Genomic DNA, 18,749 nt, shown 5'->3' with positions numbered 1-18,749 from the left:
CAATTTCTTAACCGGGGTCTGACCTCTGATTAGAAATCTTTCGAATCAGAGGTCAGACCCCGGTGCGACGACTTAGAAGCGGTAGCCGAACTCGGCTTCGAACTTGTCGGCGATCTGGGCGGCCGTGACGACGTGGTTCTGGCCACCCTGGTGGGCGATCTTGAGCGCGCCCATCAGGCTCGCCAGGCGCCCCGTGGTAGGCCAGTCGAGCTCGTTCGTGATGCCGAACAGCAGCCCGGCGCGGTAGGCGTCGCCGCAACCGGTCGGATCGACTACCGCCGCCGCTTGGACGCAGGCAATCTCGTGGCGCTTGCCGCCGGTGTGGATCTCCGACCCTTTTTCGCCGCGCGTGATGATCAGCGCTTCCAGGCGCCCGGCAATGTCGGCCAGGCTCAGGCCCGTGCGGTCCATCAACATTTCGAATTCGTAGTCGTTGGCGGCCACATAGGTCGCCTGGTTGATGAATTCGATCAATTCGTCGCCGCTGAACATCGGCAATTGCTGGCCCGGGTCGAACATGAACGGCACTTTCAGCGCCGCGCAGTCGCGCGCGTGCTTGATCATGCCGCCACGACCGTCCGGCGCGATGATCGCCACGCGCAGCGCGCCCTGGTCGCCGACATTGTTTTCATGCGCGAATTCCATCGCGCCCGGATGGAAGGCGTTGATCTGATTGTTGTCGAGGTCGGCCGTGACGAAGCATTGCGCGGTGTACGAGTGGGTAATCTTGCGGATCGCGCGCGTCTCGATGCCGAGCTTGTCGAAGCGTTCGAGGTATTCGCCGCCATCCTGGCCGATCGTGGCCATGATCAGCGGTTCGCCGCCCAGCATCTTTAGATTGTAGGCAATGTTGGCCGAGCAGCCGCCGTATTCGGTGCGCAAGGTCGGCACCAGGAAGGAGACGTTGACCTTGTGCAGTTGGTCGGCCAGCAGCGTTTCGCCGAAACGGCCGTTGTATTGCATGATCTTGTCGAAGGCGAGCGATCCGCAGATCAGGGTGGTCTTGGTCATGATGGTGCCTTATGGATAGAAGATGGCGATGCGGTAGCCGGACGCCTTGATCTGTTTTACTTCAAAAGTCAGTTTGATGGCTTGTTCGGACCGCGCGGTGAAGCCTTTGGCGATGACCGTGCCCTTGGGCAGGTATTCGGCCGGCACGACCACGCGCCGCAGCAAGGTCTTGTCGTTGCCATCGGTCAGCGCCAGTTCAATGTTCGGCCAGCCCTGGGTCAGGTCGCTCTGGTTGCGTAACAGGGTCGACAGGTTGAAGGCGTTGGCGCCGAGCGATTGCAGTTCGCCCGTTTCGATGCTCAGGCTGTCGATCTGGGCCGGCAGTTCGAGCTTGCAGCCCAGCGTGGCGCAGGCCGTTACCAGCACCGGTTCGATCGCCGGAAACTTGGCCACCAGGATGTTGCGGAAGGTGGTGACGCCCTGGGCCACGAGCAGGATCGCCAGTATGAGCGAGCCGATTAGCAGCGCAATCCGGCGCGAGCCTTGCTTTTCTTCAAATTCGCGGCTGCGGCGCAGGAAATCGGGCTCGTCGTTCTCGGGCTCGGGCTCGGGGATGACGGGCGCCGGCGGCGGTGGCGCGACCGGCGCGCTGGCCGGCTTGTCGCCCGACGACTGGCGCAGCAGCGGCAGCGGCGCATGCTCCAGGTCGCGCACCAGCGGTTCGGTGTTCGGGTTGAGCAAGGCGTCGCTGCGCGCGTGGTCGTCCGTTTCTTCGGCGTAGGACAGCACCATCACGGTGTGACCCGGCTCGTCATACGCATGCTCGACCAGCATCGGCTCGATGCGGGCCGGCTTGGTCGTGGCTGGTTCGACGCGCACTGGCGTGTCGAAGGCTGGCTCGGTCGCCGGTGTGTCGAACCGGTCCGGCTCGGCCTGGACCGGTTCATCGAACACAGGCTCGACCAGCGGCGGCAGGAATGGATCTGGCTCGGCAACGGCGGGCTCGGCCTGGACCGGCTGGTCGAACACAGGTTCGACCAGCGGCGGCAGGAATGGATCTGGCTCGGCAACGGCCGGCGCGAGCTGGACCGGCTGGTCGAACACAGGTTCGACCAGCGGCGGCAGGAATGGATCTGGCTCGGCAACGGCCGGCGCGAGCTGGAACGGCTCGTCGAACTCGGGCTCGATCGGTGGCAGTTCAGCCTCGGCCGGCTCGGGTGCGGCAACGATCGGCGCCGGTTCCGGTTCCGGTTCCGGTCCCGGTTCCGGCGCTGCTTCGGCAGGGACTTCATCCGGGAAAACCGGTTCGGCAAAGCGCGGCTCCGCGAAGGCCGGTTCGGCAAAGCGTGATTCTTCCAAGAGCGGCTCGACAAAGGCCGGCTCCTTGCGCTCCGGCTCGAAGAACACCGGCTCGATGCGTGCGTTCGCAGCGCGCGCCGGGGCCGATGGATAGTTCAGATCGAGCAAGGGCTCGTTAAAACTCAGTTCGCCAAAGTCAGGCTCGGACGAATCGTCCGGCGGAGCAATCGCGACGATTTCTTCATCGATCGGCATGTCGATCGAAAATGGCGCCGGGCTCGAAACAGGCGTTGCTGCGTCGCGCTCGCCGATATCGATGGTCGGCCAGGGCGTCTTGGACTTGCCGCGCCAGGCTGCCGCTTGCGGTTCGGGCTCGACGTAGGGAGCCGCGTACGGCTCGTCATACATATCCTCGGGCTCGACGAACATGGCGATCGAGAGCGGGACGAACGGCTTTGTGGGCGGCGGCTCGGGTTCCGGCGCGGGCTCGATCTCTTGAACATGCTCGATCTCCAGAGCAGGCTTGGCTTCGGGCGCGGGCACAGGTTCCGGTTCCGGCGCCGCCACCAACACTGGCTCGGGAAGCGGTTCGGGAAGCGGCTCGGGTTCAGGTTCAGGAACCGGCTGCGGCCTGAGCCACACCGGAACGAAAGCCGGCTCGAACGAGCTCTCCATCTGCAGCGTGGAGACGGCATTGCCGTTGTCCACGGGCGCACTGGTCGCTGCGGCGGCAGGTGGCGGCGCAACAGGGGAGGGGATGGCTGGCGGCAGCGCGTCGAGTTCGACCAGGGCCGCGTTGCCGTCGAAGATTTCATTGCAGGCGCCGCAGCGCACTATGCCCCCACGTAACTTCAACTGGTCGGAAGCGACCCGGAAAGTCGTGCTGCAATGGGGGCATCGAGTGGCGAGCGCCATGCCTTTATTGACCGCGAGGGGTAGGTGGAACGTTGCTGCCAAGCTGGCCGTGCAGTGCTACCCAGCCATCTTGTTCCGCCCACACGCCGAGCGTGATGAACGGCGCATACGCCTCGGCCACTTCTTCCGCCTGGCGCGCCAGCACGCCGGACAACACCAGCGAACCACCGGGGGCAACCCGGCCGGCCAGCATCGGCGCCATCAGCTTCAATGGGCTCGACAAAATATTGGCGACAACGGTGTTGAACTTGCCGCTGGCGTGATGCGGCTTGGCCGAGGTGGCGAAGTTGTCCGGCAGGTAGTAATCGATCTCGCACTGGTTACGCGCGGCATTCTCGCGCGCCGATTCGATCGCTTGCGGATCGATATCGACACCGGCCACGTCGCCGGCGCCCATTTTCTTGGCCACCATGGCCAAGATGCCCGAGCCGCAACCGTAGTCGAGCACGGTCTTGCCGGGGGCCGGATGCGCCTCCAGCCATTCCATGCACAGCCGCGTGGTCGGATGGCTGCCGGTGCCGAAGGCCAGGCCCGGATCGAGTTCGAGGATCAGGGCGTCCGGGTCCGGCGCTTCGTGCCAGCTCGGAACCACCCAGATGTTCTTGCCGATATGAATAGGCGCGAACTGCGATTGCGTCAGGCGCACCCAGTCTTCGTCGGCTACGGCGCGCGTAGTGAACGTTGGTGTGGTGTCGATGCCGATGGCGGCGGCCGCTTCGGCCACGATGGCGGCCTGGTCGGCGTCAACGTCGGTCAGGGCCACCACGCGGCTGTGATCCCACGCCGCTTCGGTCGGTTCCATGCCGGGTTCGCCGAACAGCGGCTTTTCCTGGTCGGTGCCTTCGTCGGCGTCTTCCACCGACACCGACAGGGCGCCCGCTTCCATCAGCGCGTCGGACAAGGCTTCGGCGTGTTCACGTGCAATTTCAATGACAACTTCTGTCCAACTCATGCGTCTGCCTTCGTTTCCGATTTATTGGGGCTGGTCGGGCCTTTCGGCAGGTCCGGCTTGTCGGCCAGTTTCTGCTCGAGGTAATGGATATTGGTGCCGCCTTCGATAAAGCGCGCATCGATCATCAATTCGCGATGCAGCGGAATATTCGTCAGGATACCCTCAACCACCATTTCCGACAGCGCGATTTGCATGCGGCGGATGGCTTGCTCGCGCGTGGCGCCGTAAGCGATGACCTTGCCGATCATCGAATCGTAATGCGGCGGCACATAATAACCGGCGTAAGCATGCGAATCGACGCGGATGCCAGGACCGCCCGGCGCGTGCCAGGACACGATGCGCCCCGGCGACGGGGTAAACTTGAACGGGTCTTCGGCATTGATGCGGCACTCGACGGCGTGGCCCGACAGCATGATGTCGCGCTGGCGGAAACGCAGTTTTTCGCCGCAGGCGATGCGGATCTGTTCCTGTACGATATCGATGCCGGTAATCATTTCGGTGACCGGGTGCTCGACCTGCACGCGCGTGTTCATTTCGATGAAATAGAACTCGTTGTTCTCGTACAGGAATTCGAAGGTGCCCGCGCCGCGATAACCGATCTTGCGGCAAGCTTCGGCGCAGCGGTCGCCGATCTTTTCGATGAGCTTGCGCGGAATGCCCGGCGCCGGCGCTTCTTCGATCACTTTCTGGTGGCGGCGCTGCATCGAGCAATCGCGCTCGCCCAGCCAGACGGCGTTCTTGTGTTCGTCGGCGAGGATCTGGATTTCCACGTGACGCGGATTTTCCAGGTACTTCTCCATATACACTTCCGGATTGCCGAAGGCGGCGCCGGCTTCGGTCTTGGTCATCGACACGGCGTTGAGCAAGGCCGCTTCGGTGTGTACCACGCGCATGCCGCGTCCGCCGCCACCGCCGGCCGCCTTGATGATCACCGGATAGCCCACGCGCCGCGCGGTCTGGATGATTTCTTTCGGGTCGTCCGGGAGGGCGCCGTCCGAGCCGGGCACGCACGGCACGCCGGCGCGGATCATGGCTTGCTTGGCCGATACCTTGTCGCCCATCAGGCGGATCGAGTCGGAACGGGGACCGATGAAGACGAAGCCGGATTTTTCGACCCGTTCGGCGAAGTCGGCGTTCTCGGACAGGAAACCGTAGCCGGGGTGAATCGCTTCGGCATCGGTGACTTCGGCCGCGCTGATGATCGCCGGCATGTTCAGATAGCTCAGCGCCGAGGGCGCCGGTCCGATACACACCGATTCGTCGGCCAACTTCACGTACTTGGCGTCTTTATCGGCTTCCGAGTGAACCACCACGGTCTTGATGCCCATCTCGCGGCAGGCGCGCTGGATACGTAGCGCGATCTCTCCACGATTGGCAATGAGAATTTTTTCAAACATAGTGGTCGATCAGCCAATCACAAACAGCGGTTGGCCGAACTCGACAGGCTGGCCGTTCTCGACCAGGATCTTGGTCACGACGCCGGAGAAGTCGGAGTCGATTTCATTGAGCAGTTTCATCGCTTCGATGATGCACAGGGTTTCGCCTTCCTTGATGTTCGAGCCGACGTCGACATAGGCCGGGGAGCCCGGGGCCGAGGAACGGTAGAAGGTGCCGACCATCGGCGACTTGACGATGTGGCCGGTCGGCTCGGCTGGCACGACCACCGGCGGGGCGACCGGGGCCGGCATGGGGGCCTGGCCACCGGCGTAGTGCTGCTGCATGCCTTGCGGCTGCATCATGACCATCTGATTCTGCGGGATTGCGGATGACTTGACGATGCGGACCTTGCTCTCGCCTTCGGTTACTTCGAGTTCAGCGATGTCCGACTCGGCGACGAGATCGATCAAGGTCTTGAGTTTTCGTAAATCCATGTGAAACCCCTTGGAATTATTGTGTTTTAAGAGTATGCGGCGTGCTTATCATAAAAGCAAAACCGCGCATAATGCTTGAAGATGCCAGTAGATTAACGCTTTTTAAGCGCAAAGTCGATGGCAAAGCGATATCCATCAATGCCGAGCCCGCAAATGGTGCCCTGCGCAATGGCGGACAAAAAAGAGTGATGGCGGAACGCTTCGCGCTGGTAAATATTGGAAATATGGACTTCCACAAATGGAATCGCCACCCCGGCCAGCGCATCGCGCAAGGCCACGCTGGTGTGCGTCAGCCCGCCCGGATTGATGACAATCGCGTCCACGCCGTCGCTGCGGGCGGCATGGATGGCATCGATCAGGGCGCCTTCATGATTGCTCTGAAAGCAAGATAGCGTGGCGCCCGCCGCGGCAGCCTGGGCTGTCGCAGCGTTCTCGATGTCGGCTAATGTTGCCTTGCCGTACACCTCAGGCTCCCGTGTCCCCAGCAGATTCAGGTTGGGGCCGTTCAGCAGAAGGAGCTTTTTTGCCATGGTTGAAGGGTCGTTATCACGCGAAAGTCACGCATTTTGCCGCCAACTGCGGGCATTGGCAAGCGAAAAAAATTGCTAAAAGTTACTGAGTGGTGCATTCCGTACCGTAAAGCACGGTCTTGCCAAGGGTTTGTGCCGCAGAGCTTGAGAGTTTTTCTGGCGTGCTGAGCAGGCATGATGGAAAGACTCTCAGCCTCTCAGGACTTGAGCGCGGCCAGGTCGGCCTTGAGCTCGTCGAACTTGATGCGTCCCAGATAGGTTTTCTTGACCTGGCCATCGGCGCCGATCAGCACGGTGTAGGGCAGGCCGCCGGCGCTGTTGCCCAGCTTGCGCGACAGTTCGGTGCCGCTGATGCCGGCCACATAGATCGGGTAACCGATGTTGAATTTGCTGGTAAATGCGGCGATGTTGGCAGGCGAATCGATGCCGATGCCAATGATATTGATGTTTTTGGCGCTCTGTTCGCGCGCCACCTCGGCCAGTTCCGGCATTTCTTCCACACAGGGCGGGCACCACGGCGCCCAGAAATTGACCACCAGCGGCTTGCCCTTCCATTGCGCCAGCGCTTGCGGCGTGCCGGCCGGGTTGTTCAGGGTTTCGGCGAACAGCGCTTCGACCGGGGTCGGGCCGTGGCCGGCCGGGTGCTGTTCGGCGCTTGGGGCGCTTGAGGCCACCGTGGGCGCTTGTTTGTTGCGGGTGCCGACCCAGGCGCCCAGCGCGCCGGCCAGCACGGCGATGCCGGCGAAGGTGAAAATGGTTTGCTTGTTCATGTCAGGTCCTGAAGGGGTGTCGGCGTGGTGGCGCAAGAGGTCATCCTGCTGCGCAGGGCGGCGGCGTCGGCGCGCTGGGGGCGGCCGTCGGCGCGTGCCTTGAGGGCGCCGCGCAGGTCGTGCTTTTCATACAGTTCGGCGTGTACGCCTTCGCCATGCCACAAAAAGCTCACCGTCTCGACCGGGTCGAAGCGCGCGCCCTTGAAGTGCGGCGTTTCGGAAATGTCGATCGTGACGTTGCGGTTCAACAGGTAAAGCTGCACTTCCTTGGCGCTGTCGGCGAACAGTTGCAGCTCGATGTCGTCGTGCTCGCCGGCGGTGCCGTTCAATACCGCGCCGGTGATGTAGGGCGAAAATTCGGCCAGCGCATCCATCACTTGCAGGGCGGCTGTGCGCAGCGCGAGCAAGCGCGCCGGCTGGCTGTCGGCCAAGAACAGCGCCTGGTAATCGCGCACGGCGGCCTCGATCTGCGCATTGTCGGGCAGCAGGTTGGCGCTGTCGGCGCGCTCGCCCAGCACCTGCAGCGCGGCCTTGCGCTTGGCGCTGGCGTAGTCGGCGCCGTCCCGGGCAACCAGGCGCGCGGCGACGGCGGCGATTTCCGTGCGCAGCAGGGAGAGATCGTCAATCGGGGTAGGCATCATGAGCGAGATCATACTCTGGAACGGAAAAACCCATTGGGTCGGGTAAAATCGCGTATTCATTCATTTGGCCACGACACCATGCATATTCACATCCTCGGCATTTGCGGCACCTTCATGGGCGGCCTCGCGGTCCTGGCGAAAGAAGCCGGCCACAAGGTCACCGGCTGCGACGCCAACGTCTACCCGCCGATGAGCACCCAGCTCGAAGCCCAGGGCATCGAACTGATCCAGGGCTTCAGCCCGGACCAGATCAAGCTCAACCCCGATCTGTATGTGATCGGCAATGTGGTGGCGCGCGGCAATCCGCTGGTCGAGGAAATCCTGAACCGCAGCCTGCCGTTCATGTCCGGTCCCCAGTGGATCGGTGAACATATTTTGCACGACAAGTGGGTATTGGCCGTGGCCGGTACGCACGGCAAGACCACCACCTCGGCCATGCTGGCCTGGATCCTGGAAGACGCCGGCTATTCGCCGGGCTTCCTGATCGGCGGCGTGCCGATGAACTTCGGCATTTCGGCGCGCCTGGCCGGCAGCGCGCCGTCCGGCTACTTCGTGATCGAAGCGGACGAGTACGACACCGCGTTTTTCGACAAGCGCAGCAAGTTCGTCCATTACCGCGCGAAAACCGCCGTGATGAACAACCTCGAATACGATCATGCCGACATCTTCCCCGATATCGGCGCCATCGAGACCCAATTCCACCACCTTGTGCGTACCGTGCCCGGCGTTGGGCGCCTGATCGTCAACGGCGACGAAGCGTCCCTGGGTCGCGTGCTCAAGCGCGGCTGCTGGAGCGAGAAGGAAATGTTCGGCGCCAGCGACGGGGTCGACTGGACCATGACGGAGCACGCCGGCGGCGATTTCGACGTGCTCTTCAAGGGCGCCGTGGTGGCCACGGTGGCCTGGGGCCTGACCGGCAAGCACAACCGCCTGAACGCGCTGGCGGCGATTGCCGCAGCGCGCCACGTGGGGGTGCCGGTGGCGCAGGCGGCCGCAGCGCTGGCCCGCTTCGAGAGCGTCAAGCGGCGCATGGAAGTGCGCGGCGTGGTGCGCAACATGACCGTGTACGACGATTTTGCCCATCATCCGACCGCGATCGCCACCACCGTCAACGGGCTGCGCCAACGCATTGGCTACCACGGCGGCAGCGGCGACAAGGCCCAGGGCCGCATCCTGGCCGTGCTCGAGCCGCGCTCGAACACCATGAAGCTCGGCTCGATGAAAGACGCCTTGCCGGGCAGCCTGCGCGAAGCGGACCTGGTGTTCGGCTTCGGCAGCCAGCAAGCGCTGGGCTGGAGCCTGGCCGACGCCCTCGCGCCGCTGGGGGCGATCGCGCACAGCTTCGACCATCTCGATTTCCTGGTCAAGGCCGTGGTCGACGCGGCCCAGCCGGGCGACCATATCCTGGTCATGAGCAATGGCGGCTTCGGCGGCGTACACCAGAAACTGCTGGAGGCGCTGGCCCAATGATTCTTTACCTGCACGGTTTCCGTTCCTCGCCCCGTTCGTACAAGGCGCGCGTGGTGGGCGAGAAAATGGCGGCGCTGGGGCGTGCTTCCGAGCTGATCTGCCCACAACTGCCGGCCTCGCCGAAAGAGGCGCTGGCGCTGGCCCTGACCCTGGTCGAACGCTACGATGGGGACGAACTGGCGATCATCGGCTCCTCGCTGGGCGCTTACTACGCCACCTGGCTGGCCGAGCATCTCGGCTGCCGCGCGGCGCTGCTCAATCCGGCGGTCTACCCCCTGAAAGACCTCGACAAGCATGTCGGCGTCACGACCGAGTATCATTCCGACAAAGTTTTCGAATTCAAGCGCGCATATATCGAGGAATTGGGCGCGCTGGCCGTGCCCGCCATTACGCGCCCGGAGCGCTATTTCCTGTTAGCTGCGAGCGGCGACGAAGTGCTCGACTACCGCGACATGACGGCGCACTACGCCGGCGCGCGCCAGCACGTGATCGATGGCAGCGACCACGCCATCGCCGAATTCGGGCACTACGTGGACGAGGTCCTGGCGTTTTGCCTGGACCGCGCCGCGAGCCCGGCGCGGTGAGGGGCGCCTCGCTGCGCCAGGCCTTATGGCATCGGCATGTGAACCGGGTCAACGCGCCGCCGGCGCTGCGCGACTGGCTCACCAGCGGCGGCTCGCTGACGGCGCGCCTGCTCGCGCACAGCGCGGCGTTTCGGGTGCAGCGCCTGCACCAGCGGCGCGCGCGCTGCCTGGCCGATGAAGCCGGGTTGCTGGGCTTGGCGCGCGCGGTCCAGGTGCTCGAGCGCGAAGTGCTGCTGCGCTGCGACGAGGCGCCGGTGGTGTTCGCGCACACGGTGGTGCCGCTGTCGGCCAGCGCCAGCGACTGGCCGCTGTTCGGCGGCCTGGGCGAACGCTCGCTCGGCAGCACCTTGTTTTACGACCCGCACGTGGCGCGCGGCGAGCTGGAATTTGCGCGCATCCGCGCCGGCCACCCCCTGATGACGCGCGCGCGCGCGGCGCTCGGCGTGGACGGCGACCCTGTTTTATATGCGCGGCGCTGCCTGTATCGCCGCCACCGGGGCATCTTGCTCGTGACCGAGGTGTTTCTGCCCCCGGTCCTGGCACTTGCCGGGCGCGACCTGACCCGCGCGCCAACGAACAATACCAAGTAAACATCGTCAGTAAAAATATCAAAGCAAAGACAAAGCGTTCACATGAATCTATTTTTTGAAGAATCCGGCGATTTCAAGGTCGGCACCGTGTTGTCGCAAGCGGGCGAAGCCTATCAAGTCGAAATGCCAAGCGGCAAGCGTACCAAGGTCAAGGTCAAGGACGTCCTGTTGCAGTACGAAAAGCCGTCCGCGGCCGACCTGCTGGAAGCGGCCAAGGCGGTTGCCGCCGACGTCGATTTCGAGTTCCTGTGGGAAGTCGCCGGCCAGGACGAGTTCGGATTTGCCGAGCTGGGCGCCGAGTATTTCGGCCACACCCCGCTGCCATCCGAAGCGGCCGGGCTGATCCTGGCGCTGCATGGCGCGCCGATCTACTTCTACAAGAAGGGACGCGGGCGCTACAAGGCCGCGCCCGAAGCGTCGCTGCGCGCGGCCCAGGCCGGCATCGAGAAAAAGAAACAGCAGGGCCTGATCCAGGCCGGCTATGTGGACCAGCTCAAGGCCAACACGCTGCCGGACGCCATGCGTCCGCTGGTGCAGCAACTGTTGTTCAAGCCGGACAAGAACAGCATCGAATTCAAGGCGCTCGACGCCGCCTGCAACGAACTGCACACCACGCCGCAGCGCCTGATGCTGGCCGCCGGCGGCATCGGCTCGCCCAGGCAATTGCACATGGCGCGCTTCTTGTTCGAGAACTTCCCGCGCGGCGCCGGTTTCCCGGCCGTGACGGTGCCGTCGATGCCGGCCAATTTGCCGCTGGCGAACGTGGCCGCGTTTTCGATCGATGACGTGACCACCACCGAAATCGACGATGCGTTCTCGGTCGTGACCCTGGCCGACGGCATGCTGCAGGTCGGCATTCACATCGCCGCGCCGGGCCTGGGCATCCGGCCCGATGACGCGATCGACAAAATGGCGCGTGTACGCATGTCCACCGTCTACATGCCGGGCGATAAAATCACCATGCTGCCGGACGAGCTGGTCGCCGCCTTCACCCTGGCCGAAGGCAAGACCTGCCCGGCGGTGTCGCTGTACGCCACCATCGACCCGGCCGACTGGAGCGTGAAGTCGACCGTCACCCGCGCCGAACTGGTGCCGATCAAGAGCAACCTGCGCAACAACGACCTGGACGACGTGGTCAGCGAAGAAGCGCTGGCGCTTGGGGCTGGCGAGTATCCGCACAAGGCCGAGATGGCCGTGCTGTGGCAGTGGGCGCTCACCCTGGAAGCGGCGCGCATGGTCAAGCGCGAAGGTTTCGGCCTGAAACCGGAGCAAAACAACCGGGTCGATTTCAATTTCTACGTCGAAGACGACGTCGTGACGGTGCTGCGCCGCAAGCGTGGCGCGCCGCTCGACAAGATCGTGGCCGAGCTGATGATTTTCGCCAACAGCACCTGGGGCAAGCTGATGCACGACTCGGGCGTGCCGGGTATTTACCGCTCGCAAGGCGCCGGCAGCGGCGCCGGCTGGGCCGCCAAGATGCAGGTGCGCATGGTCACCCATGCCGCGCCGCACCAGGGGCTCGGCGTGGACCAGTACGCATGGAGCACCTCGCCGCTGCGCCGGTATACCGACCTGGTCAACCAGTGGCAAATCCTGGCCTGTGCCGAGCACGGCGTCACGGCCCCGCTGGTGGCGCCGTTCAAGCCGCGCGACGCCAACCTGTTCGCCATCGTCTCGGCCTTCGACGCCGCGTATGCCGCCTACAACGACCATCAGCAGAACATGGAGCGCTACTGGTGCCTGCGCTGGCTCGGCCAGCAGGAGCAGCGCCAGGTCGAAGCGGTCGTGCTCAAGGATGAAGTGTTGCGCCTGGCCGACATTCCGCTGATCATTCGCTTGCCCGGCATGCCGCAGGTGGCGCGCGGGGCGCAGGTCAAACTCGACATCCTGCGTTGGGATGAGCTCGACCTGACGATCGAAGCGCGCTTGCTCGAACTGCCTTCCAACAACGAGATCGCGGCCGATGCCGACCTCGAGTACGAGGAAGAGGAGGCGGCCGCGACCGCCGCGCCGGCCGACACTGGCGAAGCGGCCGCCACCGAAGCGGTGGAAGCCGAAGGTTCGGTGACGGTGGTGAGCAGCGAACCGACAGCCGGCTGAGCTTGCCGGCATCGCCACGGCGGCCATTAGAATGTAGAATGGCCGTTCCCTGATTCAACAAAATTCTTCCCGGTATCGTGTGAAGCACTTGCAAAATATAAGCTCCCTGTCCATCGCCGTGGCCGTTTCGGTCGCGGTACACGCGGCCCTGCTGGCGGTCCGTTTCGTCGCGCCCGAGGCATTCAACCTGACCCCGACCGATCCCGGCCTCGAAGTCATCCTGGTCAATGCCAAGCACGCCAACAAACCGTTGAAGGCGGACGCGCTGGCCCAAGCCAACCTCGATGGCGGCGGCAATGCCGAGGATGGCCGCGCCGCCTCGCCCCTGCCCGACATGCGCAAGGACGAGACCGGCGAAAGCGTCAAATCGACCCTGCGCCGCATTACCGAACTGGAGCAGATGCAGAAAAACCTGCTGACCAAGGCCAACGATTCGACCTTGCACGCCTCTCCGGTGACGGACAAGGAAGCGCCCGATCCCGAGCGCGAGGGCAACGACCTGATCGAGAGCACCAAGCCGCTCTCGCGCCAGAAGGCCGAGATCGCCCAGCGCATCGAAGACCAGAACAAGCGTCCGCGCAAGACTTTCTTCACGCCGAGCACGCAGGAAGTCGGTTACGCCGTTTACTACAAATCGACGCAAAAGAAGATCGAAGATGTCGGTACGCTGAACTTTCCCCAGAAAGATGGCAAGAAACTGTACGGCGAGCTGATCGTGTACATCCCGATCTTCCAGGACGGCACCATTTACACCAAAGAAGGCGGCGTGCGCATCGAAAAAAGTTCGGGCAATCCCGCGCTCGACAAGGCGGCGCTGGCCATCGTGCGCCGGGCCGCGCCGTTCAGCCACTTCCCGAAAAACATGCGTTCCAACGACCGCGATGACTTGTGGATCATGATCACGAGCTTCAAGTTCACCCGTGAAGACAAGCTCGAAGCCGAGCTGCGCGGCCAGACTAAATGAGCGAGCGTTACTGCGTCATCGGGAACCCGATTGCCCATAGCAAGTCGCCCGAGATCCACGCCGCCTTTGCCCTGCAGACCGGGCAAGAGATGGTGTACGAACGCTGCCTGGCGCCGCTGGACGCATTCGAGGCCACCGTGCGCACCCTCATTGCCGCCGGCTACCAGGGCGCCAACGTCACCGTGCCGTTCAAATTGCAGGCGGCCGACCTGGCCGACCGCCTGACCGAACGCGCGCGCGCCGCCGGCGCCGTCAACACCCTGGTATTTAACAGCAGCGGCGGCATCATCGGCGACAACACCGACGGCGCCGGGCTGGTGGGCGACATCACCCGCAACGCCGGCGTCGACCTCGCAGGCAAGCGCGTACTGCTGCTGGGCGCGGGCGGGGCCGCGCGCGGCGCCGTGCTGCCGCTGCTGGCCGCCTTGCCGGCCGAACTGACGATCGCCAACCGCACCCTGGCCACGGCCGACGCCCTGGTCGAGCGCTTCGCCGCCCAGCTGGCGCAGGGGCAACGCCTGGCCGCCTGCGCCTTCGACGCCATTGGCGGCCGGTACGACGTCGTCGTCAACGCCACCTCGGCCAGCCTGCTTGATGCGATGCCGCCGGTGCCGGCCAGCGCCTTCGGTCCCGCCACCCTGGCGCTGGACATGATGTACGGCAAGGCTCCGACCCGCTTCATGGTCTTTGCCGCCGCCCAGGGGGCGCTCGCGCGCGACGGCCTCGGCATGCTGGTCGAACAAGCCGCCGAAGCCTTTTTGCTGTGGCGCGGCGCGCGTCCCGACACCGCGGCCATCCTGGACCGCCTGCGCCTGGCGCTATGAGCAAGGCCGCCAAGCCAGCCAAGGGGGGCGGCGCGCGCCGGCGCTGGATCAAGTGGCTGTTCCTCGGCCCGCTGCTGATTGTCGTTGCGGTCCAGCTGTATTTTTTCCTGATGGTGTGCTGGTACGCCCAGTTCAATCCGTCGAGCACGAACATGATGGACGACCAGCTGTCCCTGATGCGCGAAAAGAAACCCACGGCCATGCTGCAGCATCAGTGGGTGCCGTACGAGCGCATCTCGGACAGCCTGAAACGGGCCGTGATCGCCTCGGAAGACGCCAATTTTTCCGAGCATGACGGGGTCGACTGGGAAGCGCTGCAAAAAGCCTACGAACGCAACAACCGGCGCCACAAGGTGGTCGGCGGCGGCTCCACCATCACCCAGCAACTGGCCAAGAACCTGTTCCTGACCGGCTCGCGCAGCTATCTGCGCAAGGGCCAGGAAATGATCATCGCCTTCATGCTCGAAACGGTCATGAGCAAGCAGCGCATCCTGGAAATTTACCTGAACGTGGCCGAATTCGGGCGCGGCATCTTCGGCGCCGAGGCGGCCGCGCGCCATTACTACCGCACCACCGCGGCCAACCTGGGCGTGGCGCAGGCCGCCAAGCTGGCCGTGATGCTGCCCAATCCGCGTTATTACGACCGCAACCGCAGCTCGAGCTACCTGGCGCGCCGCACCACCCTCATCGTCAACCGTATGAGTTCGGCAGACTTGCCCTGATTCTTTACTGGAATATTCCCATGATCTATCGTCGCCAACAGGGCGCCATTTCGCTGTTCTGGGTCGCCACCGGCTCGGTCGCCCTGGCGGCGCTGGCCATGGCCGCCTTGTTTTCCATGCGCTACGAGCGCAATCTGTTCGCCGAGGGCGCTGCCAAACTCGGCAAGACCGTCACAGCCAGTCCGGCGGGCAAGGTGATCGATTCGGCCAAGCAAGCCGTCAGCGAGGCGGCCGGCAATGGCGACGGCGCCATGCGCAAGTGCGTCATCAACGGCAAGACCGTGATTTCCAACACGGATTGCACGCCTGACAACCGCACCAGCAAGCTCATCCAGATACACGACACCAAGGGCTTCGAAGCGCCGAAAAAGCCGCCGGTGGAGAAGGCCGCGCCGGGCTCGAACCCGATGCTCGACAAAATGATCGAAAAACAGCTGCGCTGAGCCAATTTAAGTGTTTCGGGGTGGCCGGCCCCGGGGCTAACGGGTACACTTGCGCTGTTTTGAATCCGGCCGAGAAAGCGCATGATCAACGTATTTGTCCTACAAAATGGCCGACTCAATCAGGTACCGATCGAGTCGCGGGCGGATCTCGAAAACGTGGACCCGGTCTGGGTCGACCTGACCGATCCGAACGACGACGAGCGGGCCTGGGTCAAGACCATCTACGGCGTGATCTTGCCGGGCGAAGACGAAGTCAAGGATATCGAAGCGTCGGCCCGCTATTACGAAGCGGAAAACGGCGACTTGCATCTGCGCACAGACTTCTTGCTGGAAGAAGACGACGGCCCCTCGCGCGTGGTCACGGTCGCCTTCATTCTCGCGCGCAAAATGCTGTTTTCGGTGCATACCGACGACTTGCCGGTATTTCGCCTGGTGCGCATGCGCGCGCGCTCGCGGCCGGGCTCGATTGCCGATTACATGGACGTGCTGCTCGACCTGTACGCCACCGACGCCGAGTATTCTGCCGATGCGCTGGAAGGGATTTACCAGCACCTGGAAGAAGTCAGCGGGCTGGTGCTGCAAAAAGAATTCACCGACAAGGATGCGGCCGACGCGCTGAACGCGATCGCGCGCGAGGAAGACTTGAATGGACGGATCCGGCGCAACATGATGGATACACGGCGCGCGGTGAGTTTTTTGATGCGCGGGCGCTTGCTCAATGCCGAGCAGTTCGAAGAAGCGCGCCAGATCCTGCGCGACATCGAATCGCTGGACGGCCACACATCGTTCCTGTTCGACAAAATCAACTTCCTGATGGACGCCACGGTCGGTTTCATCAACATTAACCAGAACAAGATCATCAAGATCTTCTCGGTGGCCTCGGTGGCGTTTTTGCCGCCGACCCTGATCGCCAGTATTTACGGGATGAACTTCAAGGCCTTCCCGGAGCTGGAGTGGCATTACGGCTACCCGTTTGCCTTGGGCTTGATGGTGGCCTCGATGATCACGCCGGTGTGGGTGTTCTTGCGCAGAGGGTGGTTGAAGTAGGGAAGCCTGGGTTGTAAGGTGGAATTCTTCCATTCCCTGCACCATAACCTGACATGACTTCGATTACCCTGCCATCGCTCGGCTTGGTTATCTTTGCCCCCACAACAGAAGGACGATGGTCGCGCAAACTGAATTATTCAACAAATATCAATGTTGAAAATATGATATATTTTATGGTTGATGGTTGATGATCGAGGAGCTTGCCAGTGCCACGCAACGCATCTTGGGCGAGCAGTCAATCTTAACTAGGCACGCTGACATGCCTGCGACACCACTGCACATAAGATACCGGAGTGTATGAACATCGTTATTAAGACCCAATTCGTGGTGGCGGACATCGCGATTGCGCTTGATGTGGCGGGTCATGAACACTTGGTCATCGCCGCCAAGAGCACTTGGACAATTCCGCAGCCTGGCCAGCGTCCGCGCCCATTGCCTCCCCAATCGCTGCAGCAATCCGATATCTACCTTGGCAAGTCTGGGGAAAGTCCCATGTTGTACGGATCGGATTTCGCCCGTTTCAAGCCACGTTGCGATGTATTGTTTAATGCAAGTGCGCATGCCCCCAACAGTGAACCGGTTGACGAACTGCTGGTTGCCTGGCAAGTTGGGGAGTTGCGCAAGGGGCTACGCGTCGTCGGTCCCCGTATCTGGCGCAGTAGGTTTGGTTTGTTATCGCTCAGCAAACCGGAGCCGTTTATTACTCAGCCGCTGCATTATGGACTGGCCTTCGGCGGTACCCGTAAATATACGAAGGGGCGCGATGAAGTGATGGACGAAACCTATCTGGAAAATCCTGTAGGGCTCGGTTGGGCCGGGCCGCGCACGGCTTCACAATTGGCTAACACGCAGGCGCCAAGTCTTGAAGCGCTGGATGATCCGATACGTAGCCCGCGCAACAAGCACGCGGCTGCCGCTTTTTCAGCAATAGGACGCCATTGGTCGCCGCGGAAGAATTACGCAGGCACGTACGACGCTGCCTGGAAATCCGATGTTTTCCCTTTGCTACCCGCTGACCATGATGATCGCTACCATCAATGCGCCCCGGAAAACCAACAAATGGATTATCCCCAAGGTGGGGAGGCAATCGTGCTGCGCAATATGGTGAAAGGTCGTCCCGATGTACGTTTTGCCTTGCCAACCCTGAATCGACAAACTGTTCGCGTACTGCGCACCGATTACAGCAACGAGCTATTGAAGCCGGTAGTCGATACCCTTTACTTCGAGCCGGATGAAGGCCGGTTCTCCGTTGTGTGGCGGGTCAGCACGCCGATTCGGCGCCGTTTGCAAGAGTTCGATACGTTGGCAATTGGCCCCGTCAACGCTGCATGGTGGGCCAAGAAATCGCTTGGACAGGATGGCTCCGGGTGCCCCGGCTGCGGCGATGACGATGATGGAGCGGGCACATGAGCCGCTGGCTAAGTTCACTCACCCGCAATCTCAGCGGCCCCCAGGAGGCAAGTTGGGCTCCTTTGCGCATTGTGTCGCGTAGTATGTGTTGCGCAGTTGGGCACAATGCGCCGGCCGCAACGGCTGCGATCAATGCGCGAATGAACCATTTTAGAGAGACCGCGTTTGTTGCGCGCGGCGGCATTCCAATCGTAGGCGGAGCCTTGTTCGACGTGGGCGCGTGGGGTGCCGAGCGCCTGGACCATATGCTGCAGCTTGTGGTTGCAGAAGCGCTGGCGGCGCAAACGGCTGGTGAGCCAGCACACATTGCGCTGATCGTCATGGGGGCCGAAGCCGGCCGTCCGGGCAGATCGAGCAACTGCCTGGCCGAGGCGCTGGCTCAGCTGCTGTCCCAACAGCGCAGTACTGGATCGACGTTTCATCCGTCGAGTCGCTTCTGCTCCTACGGCAAGGGCGGCATTGCGCGAGCATTAACAGATGCGGCCCTATTGATGGCGCAGGAAAATGGACCGCAATTCGTTTTGCTGGTAGCCGTCGATCCCCCTGTGTCAAACTGTTGTGAGACAACTTCATAACTCTAATTAAGGAAGTTGGTACCCACATGGAATCGAATATGACACCAGCAGCAGGACGCATCCAAGACGATATCGATGGTTTTTCTGACGG

The 18,749-nt window shown here is 62.8% G+C and carries 19 protein-coding genes; 11 read left to right on the top strand and 8 right to left on the bottom strand.

The window, feature by feature from the left end; genetic code table 11:
* Positions 1-72: 72 nt before the first annotated feature.
* From F1735_RS16610 to F1735_RS16575, 8 genes are all read right to left on the bottom strand, one after another.
* Positions 73-1,011, bottom strand: coding sequence for a carbohydrate kinase family protein (locus F1735_RS16610; RefSeq protein ID WP_167237966.1), 939 nt, complete (start codon positions 1,009-1,011; stop codon positions 73-75).
* 9 nt (positions 1,012-1,020) lie between these two features.
* On the bottom strand, positions 1,021-3,165 hold the full coding sequence (locus F1735_RS16605; RefSeq protein ID WP_167237965.1) for a zinc-ribbon and DUF3426 domain-containing protein: 2,145 nt from the start codon (positions 3,163-3,165) through the stop codon (positions 1,021-1,023).
* Positions 3,166-3,169: 4 nt separating this feature from the next.
* The gene (gene prmA / locus F1735_RS16600) at positions 3,170-4,117 is read right to left on the bottom strand and encodes a 50S ribosomal protein L11 methyltransferase (protein ID WP_167237964.1); all 948 of its coding nucleotides are present in this window, start codon (positions 4,115-4,117) and stop codon (positions 3,170-3,172) included.
* Positions 4,114-5,514 (bottom strand): acetyl-CoA carboxylase biotin carboxylase subunit, encoded by a 1,401-nt coding sequence (accC, locus tag F1735_RS16595; protein ID WP_166887165.1) that lies wholly within the window; start codon positions 5,512-5,514, stop codon positions 4,114-4,116. The genes prmA and accC overlap by 4 nt, the downstream gene beginning before the upstream one ends.
* A gap of 9 nt (positions 5,515-5,523) precedes the next feature.
* A complete protein-coding gene (gene accB, locus F1735_RS16590; protein WP_166887162.1) occupies positions 5,524-5,988 on the bottom strand; it encodes an acetyl-CoA carboxylase biotin carboxyl carrier protein in 465 nt (154 codons plus the stop codon).
* Positions 5,989-6,080: 92 nt separating this feature from the next.
* Positions 6,081-6,518, bottom strand: a complete 438-nt coding sequence (gene aroQ / locus F1735_RS16585) for a type II 3-dehydroquinate dehydratase (protein WP_167237963.1) — start codon at positions 6,516-6,518, stop codon at positions 6,081-6,083.
* Positions 6,519-6,715: 197 nt separating this feature from the next.
* Positions 6,716-7,288, bottom strand: coding sequence for a TlpA family protein disulfide reductase (locus F1735_RS16580; protein WP_167237962.1), 573 nt, complete (start codon positions 7,286-7,288; stop codon positions 6,716-6,718).
* Positions 7,285-7,929, bottom strand: a complete 645-nt coding sequence (locus tag F1735_RS16575) for a hypothetical protein (RefSeq protein WP_167237961.1) — start codon at positions 7,927-7,929, stop codon at positions 7,285-7,287. The genes F1735_RS16580 and F1735_RS16575 overlap by 4 nt, the downstream gene beginning before the upstream one ends.
* Positions 7,930-8,007: 78 nt before the next feature.
* Between F1735_RS16575 and mpl the strand changes: the two genes are divergently transcribed.
* The 11 genes from mpl to F1735_RS16520 all read left to right on the top strand — a co-directional run bounded on the left by mpl (position 8,008) and on the right by F1735_RS16520 (position 18,658).
* Positions 8,008-9,399: a UDP-N-acetylmuramate:L-alanyl-gamma-D-glutamyl-meso-diaminopimelate ligase gene (mpl, locus tag F1735_RS16570; RefSeq protein ID WP_167237960.1), complete on the top strand. Its 1,392-nt coding sequence runs from the start codon at positions 8,008-8,010 to the stop codon at positions 9,397-9,399.
* On the top strand, positions 9,396-9,983 hold the full coding sequence (locus F1735_RS16565; protein WP_167237959.1) for a YqiA/YcfP family alpha/beta fold hydrolase: 588 nt from the start codon (positions 9,396-9,398) through the stop codon (positions 9,981-9,983). The genes mpl and F1735_RS16565 overlap by 4 nt, the downstream gene beginning before the upstream one ends.
* The gene (locus F1735_RS16560; protein WP_167237958.1) at positions 9,980-10,573 is read left to right on the top strand and encodes a chorismate--pyruvate lyase family protein; all 594 of its coding nucleotides are present in this window, start codon (positions 9,980-9,982) and stop codon (positions 10,571-10,573) included. The genes F1735_RS16565 and F1735_RS16560 overlap by 4 nt, the downstream gene beginning before the upstream one ends.
* Before the next feature lie 42 nt (positions 10,574-10,615).
* Positions 10,616-12,673: a ribonuclease catalytic domain-containing protein gene (locus F1735_RS16555; RefSeq protein ID WP_167237957.1), complete on the top strand. Its 2,058-nt coding sequence runs from the start codon at positions 10,616-10,618 to the stop codon at positions 12,671-12,673.
* A gap of 79 nt (positions 12,674-12,752) precedes the next feature.
* Complete coding sequence (locus tag F1735_RS16550) at positions 12,753-13,637, top strand: energy transducer TonB (protein WP_167237956.1); 885 nt, start codon at positions 12,753-12,755, stop codon at positions 13,635-13,637.
* A complete protein-coding gene (gene aroE, locus F1735_RS16545) occupies positions 13,634-14,461 on the top strand; it encodes a shikimate dehydrogenase (protein WP_167237955.1) in 828 nt (275 codons plus the stop codon). Before F1735_RS16550 ends, aroE begins: the two co-directional genes overlap by 4 nt.
* Positions 14,458-15,183 carry a monofunctional biosynthetic peptidoglycan transglycosylase gene (gene mtgA / locus F1735_RS16540; protein ID WP_167237954.1) on the top strand — a complete coding sequence of 242 codons (726 nt, stop codon included), beginning with the start codon at positions 14,458-14,460 and terminating at the stop codon, positions 15,181-15,183. Before aroE ends, mtgA begins: the two co-directional genes overlap by 4 nt.
* Positions 15,184-15,203: 20 nt before the next feature.
* A complete protein-coding gene (locus F1735_RS16535; RefSeq protein WP_167237953.1) occupies positions 15,204-15,626 on the top strand; it encodes a DUF4124 domain-containing protein in 423 nt (140 codons plus the stop codon).
* A gap of 81 nt (positions 15,627-15,707) precedes the next feature.
* Positions 15,708-16,673 carry a magnesium/cobalt transporter CorA gene (corA, locus tag F1735_RS16530; RefSeq protein ID WP_166887131.1) on the top strand — a complete coding sequence of 322 codons (966 nt, stop codon included), beginning with the start codon at positions 15,708-15,710 and terminating at the stop codon, positions 16,671-16,673.
* Positions 16,674-16,970: 297 nt separating this feature from the next.
* Positions 16,971-18,083, top strand: a complete 1,113-nt coding sequence (locus tag F1735_RS16525) for a DUF2169 family type VI secretion system accessory protein (RefSeq protein ID WP_167237952.1) — start codon at positions 16,971-16,973, stop codon at positions 18,081-18,083.
* Positions 18,080-18,658, top strand: a complete 579-nt coding sequence (locus F1735_RS16520; RefSeq protein ID WP_167237951.1) for a hypothetical protein — start codon at positions 18,080-18,082, stop codon at positions 18,656-18,658. The genes F1735_RS16525 and F1735_RS16520 overlap by 4 nt, the downstream gene beginning before the upstream one ends.
* Positions 18,659-18,749: the final 91 nt, after the last annotated feature.

The organism is Massilia genomosp. 1 (assembly GCF_011682185.1).
Lineage (GTDB): Bacteria > Pseudomonadota > Gammaproteobacteria > Burkholderiales > Burkholderiaceae_D > Telluria_A > Telluria_A rubra.
The sequence above is the reverse complement of the archived record's forward strand: the minus strand, read 5'-3'. Positions and strand labels throughout refer to the sequence as shown.